The organism is Novosphingobium sp. ERN07 (assembly GCF_012641335.1).
GTDB lineage: Bacteria > Pseudomonadota > Alphaproteobacteria > Sphingomonadales > Sphingomonadaceae > Novosphingobium.
Genome location: NZ_JABAID010000046.1, coordinates 1 through 5,545, shown reverse-complemented (window position 1 = coordinate 5,545; position 5,545 = coordinate 1). Strand labels below are relative to the sequence as shown.

Annotated in this window: 7 protein-coding genes and 1 tRNA gene; 4 read left to right on the top strand and 4 right to left on the bottom strand. The window is 63.3% G+C overall.

Annotated elements, in window-relative coordinates:
• Positions 1–129: 129 nt before the first annotated feature.
• From HGI47_RS21865 to ftsE, 4 genes are read right to left on the bottom strand one after another with little or no spacing between them, the layout of a single operon-like run.
• Entirely contained in the window at positions 130–843 is a 714-nt protein-coding gene (locus HGI47_RS21865; RefSeq protein WP_168854863.1) for a 1-acyl-sn-glycerol-3-phosphate acyltransferase, read from the bottom strand.
• Positions 825–1,373: a YdcF family protein gene (locus HGI47_RS21860; protein ID WP_370521827.1), complete on the bottom strand. Its 549-nt coding sequence runs from the start codon at positions 1,371–1,373 to the stop codon at positions 825–827. The genes HGI47_RS21865 and HGI47_RS21860 overlap by 19 nt, the downstream gene beginning before the upstream one ends.
• Complete coding sequence (locus HGI47_RS21855) at positions 1,370–2,305, bottom strand: ABC transporter permease (protein ID WP_168854862.1); 936 nt, start codon at positions 2,303–2,305, stop codon at positions 1,370–1,372. The genes HGI47_RS21860 and HGI47_RS21855 overlap by 4 nt, the downstream gene beginning before the upstream one ends.
• Positions 2,302–3,051 (bottom strand): cell division ATP-binding protein FtsE, encoded by a 750-nt coding sequence (gene ftsE, locus HGI47_RS21850; RefSeq protein WP_168854861.1) that lies wholly within the window; start codon positions 3,049–3,051, stop codon positions 2,302–2,304. Before ftsE ends, HGI47_RS21855 begins: the two co-directional genes overlap by 4 nt.
• A gap of 149 nt (positions 3,052–3,200) precedes the next feature.
• Between ftsE and HGI47_RS21845 the strand changes: the two genes are divergently transcribed.
• From HGI47_RS21845 to HGI47_RS21825, 4 genes are all read left to right on the top strand, one after another.
• Complete coding sequence (locus tag HGI47_RS21845; RefSeq protein WP_168854860.1) at positions 3,201–3,989, top strand: MJ0042-type zinc finger domain-containing protein; 789 nt, start codon at positions 3,201–3,203, stop codon at positions 3,987–3,989.
• A gap of 110 nt (positions 3,990–4,099) precedes the next feature.
• Positions 4,100–4,186 (top strand) — tRNA-Leu (locus HGI47_RS21840).
• Positions 4,187–4,626: 440 nt separating this feature from the next.
• On the top strand, positions 4,627–4,899 hold the full coding sequence (locus HGI47_RS21830) for a type II toxin-antitoxin system ParD family antitoxin (protein WP_168854858.1): 273 nt from the start codon (positions 4,627–4,629) through the stop codon (positions 4,897–4,899).
• Entirely contained in the window at positions 4,896–5,213 is a 318-nt protein-coding gene (locus HGI47_RS21825) for a type II toxin-antitoxin system RelE/ParE family toxin (RefSeq protein WP_168854857.1), read from the top strand. The genes HGI47_RS21830 and HGI47_RS21825 overlap by 4 nt, the downstream gene beginning before the upstream one ends.
• Positions 5,214–5,545 lie beyond the last annotated feature (332 nt).

Here is a 5,545-nt window from a genome sequence, read left to right as displayed (position 1 = left end):
TGCCTACTTGGCCCAGACCTCAACTTAGGCTCAGGCCGCCGATCACTTGCCAAGCCTCAAAACAAGCGCCACTCCCGCGCCAGCGGGTTCGTACATGTCCCAACGTCCGCCCAAAAGACCCAATCTACCTCACCCATTCAGCGCATTGATCGCTGCTTCCACCCGCGCCTCGATTTCCTCGCGCGGCAATCCTGCGGGGATTTCCTGGGCGAAGCGGTAGCGGATCGTGCCGGATTGCTTCCAGGTGCGGTGGTAGAGCGGCCCGCTGTCCACCGCCACCGGGATCACCGGCAGGCGCAGCAGCTTGTAGATACCCGCAAAGCCCGATTGCAGCTTGCCCGGTGTGCCGTGCGGGGTGCGGGTGCCTTCGGGGAAGATGATCAGCGGGCGGTCTTCGGCCATCAGCCGCTTCGCCTCGTTCAGCATCGTGCGCAGCGCCTTTGCCCCGGCCTCGCGCTCCACTCCGATCAGGCCGAAATTGCGCCCGGCAAGGCCCCAGCCGGGGATGGCCAGCAGTTCGGCCTTGGCGAAGACCACCGGCAGGCGGAACAGCCACGGCAGGTCTATCGCTTCGAAGAAGGCTTCATGCCGGATCGCGTAGAGCACGCCGGGTTTGAACACCGGGTTTTCGAGTTTTACGCGAATGCCCAGCAGCCAGCGGCAGCACAGCCGATGCCAGCCGCTCCAGCCGCGCACGAACATGCGAAACAGCGGTTTGGAGATCGACATGAACAGCACCGCGCCGCACACAAACACCACAGAGCCGACGTAAAACGTCAGATAGAACGCCAGACTGCGCGGCACGGACAGGACTTTGCGCAAGTTCACCAGCCGATCATCCATGCCACCAGTCGCGCTACCAGCTTGTTGTATTCGATGAACAGGATGCGGAAGCTGGGCTTGGATTGCACGGCATCCTCGACGATGATCAGGCTGTCGGGCGCTTCTGCCGCCAGATCGAAGGCGGCGCGGCGCATGTGCCAGTCTGTCGTCACCAGCCGGATCGAGCGGAGCTTGTTCTCCCTGATCCAACGCATCGTCTCGACCGCGTTGCTGCGCGTGTCCACGGCATCGTAGCCGAGCGTGACGCAGCAGGCCATCAGGCGTTCTGGCACCTTGTATTCCACCGCAAATTCGCGCGGGCGCACTTCGCGATCAACGCCGGAGACGAGCAGGCGCTTGGCCCGGCCTTTTTCGACCACATCGAGCGCGTGGGGAATGCGGCCACTCCCGCCGGTGAGCGCGACCACGCCATCGGTGCGCACCGGTTCGATCACCGGCTGCGGCAGGAACATGGCAAACCAGAAGAAGCCCAGCGCCCAGGCGACGAGCAGGAGCGACAGCAGCCGCCGGAAGATGCCGCGTTTGGTCACAGCATCCCTTTCAGCGCGTTAAGCACCGAAAACCGCGCGGTCAGCACCGCCAGCAGCACACCGGCCACCGGGATGCAGCAGATCGCCAGCCAATCGGTCCAGCCGAGGCCACCCGCGGTCATCATGCCCGATCCCAGCGCAGCGAACTGGCGGCCCAGCAGCCCCGTCGTCACCACGCCAAGAAACAGCCCGCCAATGCCGCCCGCCGCCGCATCCACCGCCATAGAGCGCTGGAATATCCGTGCGATCTGCGCATCGGTCCCGCCGAGCATATGGACGATCTCGATGGTGGTGCGATGGTTGCTGAGCGCGTTGCGCGTTGCCAGCAGCACGGTGGCGACCGTGGCAAAGGCCAGCAGCGCGATCAACCCACCCGCCAGCCATTGCAATGCGCCAATGGCTTCGAACACCGGGGCGAGCCAGCTTGCCTGCGCATCCACGCGCGCATCGGCGGCGCGCGATACGATCTGTTTGCGCAGCGCGCTCACGCTGGTCTTGTCAGCCGTGCCGGACAGTCGCACGTCGATCAACGCAGGCACGGGCAGGGCGTTGACATCATCGCCCGCCGTGGTGCCCAGCCAAGGCTCTACCAGCGCATCGAGTTCTTTCTGCGGCACCAATCGCGCCGAAGCCACGCCGGGTGCGCCTTGCAGCGCTTCGAGCGCGGCTTGCGCCTGCCGGTCACGCTCGCGCGGGGCGCCGTTGACGATCTGTACGGTCACGCCGCCCGCCACGTCTGCGCTGGCCAGCCGCGCGGTGTTGCGCAGGGCAAGGCCGCTGGCGCTGGCTACCACTGTCAGCCCGATCATGATGGCGATGACCCACGGCATGGGGCCGGACAGCTTGCCTTGCGGCAACAGGCGGCTTTCGGCGCTCGCGCGTTCGCGCCATTCGCCGCGCAGCCCGTTGGTGAGGTCTGCCACCACTGTCATGCCCGCGTCAGATCGGCGCGCGCGGTGGGCGAAACCCGGCGGGGGGGGTAGCGGAGCGCGCCGGTGGGGTCTGACAGGCGGCCCTTGTCGAGCCGCATGATCAGCGAATCCGGCACCTTGCGGATCAGATGCACGTCGTGCGTGGCGACTACCACGGTGGTGCCGAGCCGGTTGAGCGCTTCGAACAGGCGCAGCAGCTTTATCGCCATGTCGGGATCGACGTTGCCGGTGGGTTCGTCTGCCACCAGCATATCGGGCCTGCCGATCACCGCGCGGGCAATGGCCACACGCTGTTGCTCTCCGCCCGAAAGCGTGGCCGGGCGGGCGTGGCTGCGGTCACCCAGTTCGACCCATTCGAGCATGTCGGTAACGGGTTTCACGATATCGCGTTCGGGCACGCCCGCCACGCGCAGCGGCAGGGCCACGTTGTCGAACGCGGAAAGGTGCGGGACCAGCCGGAAGTCCTGAAAGACCACGCCCAGGCGGCGGCGGAAGCCGGGCAGGCGATCGCGCGGCAGGGTGATCGCATCGGTGCCGAACATGCGGATCAGCCCGCGCGAAGGGCGCTGGGCGAGGTATAACAGCTTCAACATCGTCGTCTTCCCCGCGCCCGAAGCGCCGGTGAGGAAGTAGAAGCGCCCGGAATAAAGGGTGAAGCTGATGTCCGTCAGCACTTCCTTTCCCGTGCCGTAACGCAGGCCAACGTTGTCGAAATGGACAATCTCCGCGTCTTCGTTCTGGCTCATGAGGAGGAGACTGTACCTGTTTGCTGCGCAGCGATGATTACGCCAGATAGGCCATACGCGGCAATCCATGTGGAAAAAAGGCCGTTGAAGCGTTTCTTCGCTTGTGAAGCTATTGTTTCAACACGTGTGACCATGCTTAACCCGAAGCCATGATCATCGCGTGCCCCGCCTGCTCGACGCGCTATGTCGTTCCCGATAGCGCCATCGGTGTCGACGGCAGGACCGTGCGCTGCGCACGGTGCCGCCATGCCTGGTTCCAGAACGGCCCGGACCTGCCCGAACGCGAATCGGCGGAAGTGGCTGTTGCGGCTCCGTCAGAAGCATCGGTTCCGGCACAGGCAGATGCCACGCCGCCTGCGCTTGTAGCCGAAGCTGCCAGCACGTCTGCACCGACGCGTGCGGAGCCGGTCGTGCCGCCGCCTTTGCCAGAAGCCGCGCGTCGCACCCCGCCACCGGTCTATGACGATACCGATACATCGCCCTTCGAACACCAGCCACCGTTCCGCCCTCGTCGCAATCCGACGAAGATGTGGACGATTGCCGCGGTCGCCTTTGCGCTGACGGTGGCCGGGCTGGCTGGCGCTGCATGGTATTACGGCCTGCCCAAGTGGTTGCCCGGCGCAGCGCAGACCTTTGGCGCAGACCGCCCGGATCTGGTGCTGTCGTTCCCGCCCGAAAAGCAGGATCGCCGCCAGCTTCCCAACGGCACCGAATATTTCGGCGCGAGCGGAACGGTGACCAACACCGGCAAGGATGTGCGCGCCCTGCCGCAAATCCTGATCGTGCTGCGTGATTCGAATGACAAGGTGGTCAAGACCTGGGACGTCCCGCCGCCACAGGATGAGCTGGCCCCCGGTGAAAGCGTCACGATCAACGCGGCGGTAACCGATGTGCCCAAGGCCGCCAAAGTCGCCGAAATCGGCTGGAAACCGGATTGATTTGAAAAAAGTCCTGATCGTTGTTGCGCGCACCAAATTGCTTTGCTAGGGGCGCGCTCCTACCCCACCACGGGGCGCTGGCCACCGGCCATTGCACCCCGTCTGATTTTGCGGTCGTGGCGGAATTGGTAGACGCGCAACGTTGAGGTCGTTGTGGGCGAAAGCCCGTGGAAGTTCGAGTCTTCTCGACCGCACCATCACCCTTTGAAAATGTGATCCTCGCCTTCGGGCGCCCGGTTTTCCGGGCCTTTTGGCGTTTGTTCATTCCTTCCGGGGGCGAAAAAACGCGAATCATGCGAATTCAGGGGCTTGGGCAGAGTTAGTTGATGAAGTTCAGAGGGCGTCGCCTTTTCGAGCGGCGCTGAACAGCGTTTGGGTTCGACGATGTCAAAAAGCCGCCAAGGATGACAGGGGCCATCCGTGTAGGAAACCGGTTTTACGTCGTGGGCATATGGGGGAATGATCCGGGTAGTTCCGGCGATACGGAGAATGGGCATGAGGCGGCTATTTGGCGGGGGTGGCCGGTGTCACCATAATTACAACCCAGCCAGCGGCAGAGGGCAAAGCGCGGATAACGAACTTTGCTAAATCCTGTTATTGGTCTATCAGCGCGATTGGCCGCAGCAGGAGCTTTGCCATGAACGTCAGCCTGACGCCTGAACTGGAATCGCTGATCCACCAAAAGGTGAGCGCCGGACGTTACACCTCCGCCAGCGAGGTCGTGCGTGAGGCGCTGCGGCTGATGGAGGAGCATGACCAGGTGCAGGAATTGTACAAGGCCTCGATGCGCGAAAAGATCGCGGCGGGGATGGCCTCGCTGCGTTCGGGGCAAGGCCGTGATGGCGAAGCCTTCATGGCGCGGCTCGATGCCGATCTTGTGGCAACCGAGGCTCAGCAGGGGCGGGAGTGACCAGTCGCTATATCCTCTCGCCCGAAGCGGCGCGGGATATTGAGCAGGTCAGGGATTATTACCTCGATGAGGCCGGAGCGCAGGTTGCGCGTCATGTGCTGGCCCAGATCACCAAGGCGCTGCGCTTCCTTGCGACAACGCCGGGCGCCGGGCATCGGCGCGACGATCTTACCGACGAGGCTGTGCGGTTCTGGCCAGTGCTGTCCTATCTGATCGCCTATGATCCCGCGATGCGGCCCATCGGGATCGCCCGCGTACTACACGCCGGACGCGATCTTGAGGCACTGTTCCACCGATCACCGCCGCGCATGTGAGCAAGGAATAACGGTGAAACGAGCATAAATCCCTTAATTGGCGACGGTTGACGAAGGTGATCCGTTGGGGGGGGGGCGGTTTTACATCGTGGGCATATTGGGGAAATGGTAGGCGGCGTTCTGGCGATACAGGGGATGGGCATGAAGCGATAATTTGGGGGTTATTGCACCTGTCACCGTAATTTCCGTAATTTCGTAATTTGTCACCGTAATTCGCCCTGTCACCGTAATTCCCTAGGTGGCGTGGACAAATTGGCGTGAAGCGGGTTCGCGTATCACCGTGATCAACGGTTAAGCGTTTGGTACGCTTCGAACACGTCGACGGGATTAAA

Bases quoted from the DNA above. Each gene is read 5' to 3' on its own strand.
- HGI47_RS21865 (WP_168854863.1), bottom strand. From the start codon at position 843: ATGGATGATCGGCTGGTGAACTTGCGCAAAGTCCTGTCCGTGCCGCGC.
- HGI47_RS21855 (WP_168854862.1), bottom strand. From the start codon at position 2,305: ATGACAGTGGTGGCAGACCTCACCAACGGGCTGCGCGGCGAATGGCGC.
- ftsE (WP_168854861.1), bottom strand. From the start codon at position 3,051: ATGAGCCAGAACGAAGACGCGGAGATTGTCCATTTCGACAACGTTGGC.
- HGI47_RS21845 (WP_168854860.1), top strand. From the start codon at position 3,201: ATGATCATCGCGTGCCCCGCCTGCTCGACGCGCTATGTCGTTCCCGAT.
- HGI47_RS21830 (WP_168854858.1), top strand. From the start codon at position 4,627: ATGAACGTCAGCCTGACGCCTGAACTGGAATCGCTGATCCACCAAAAG.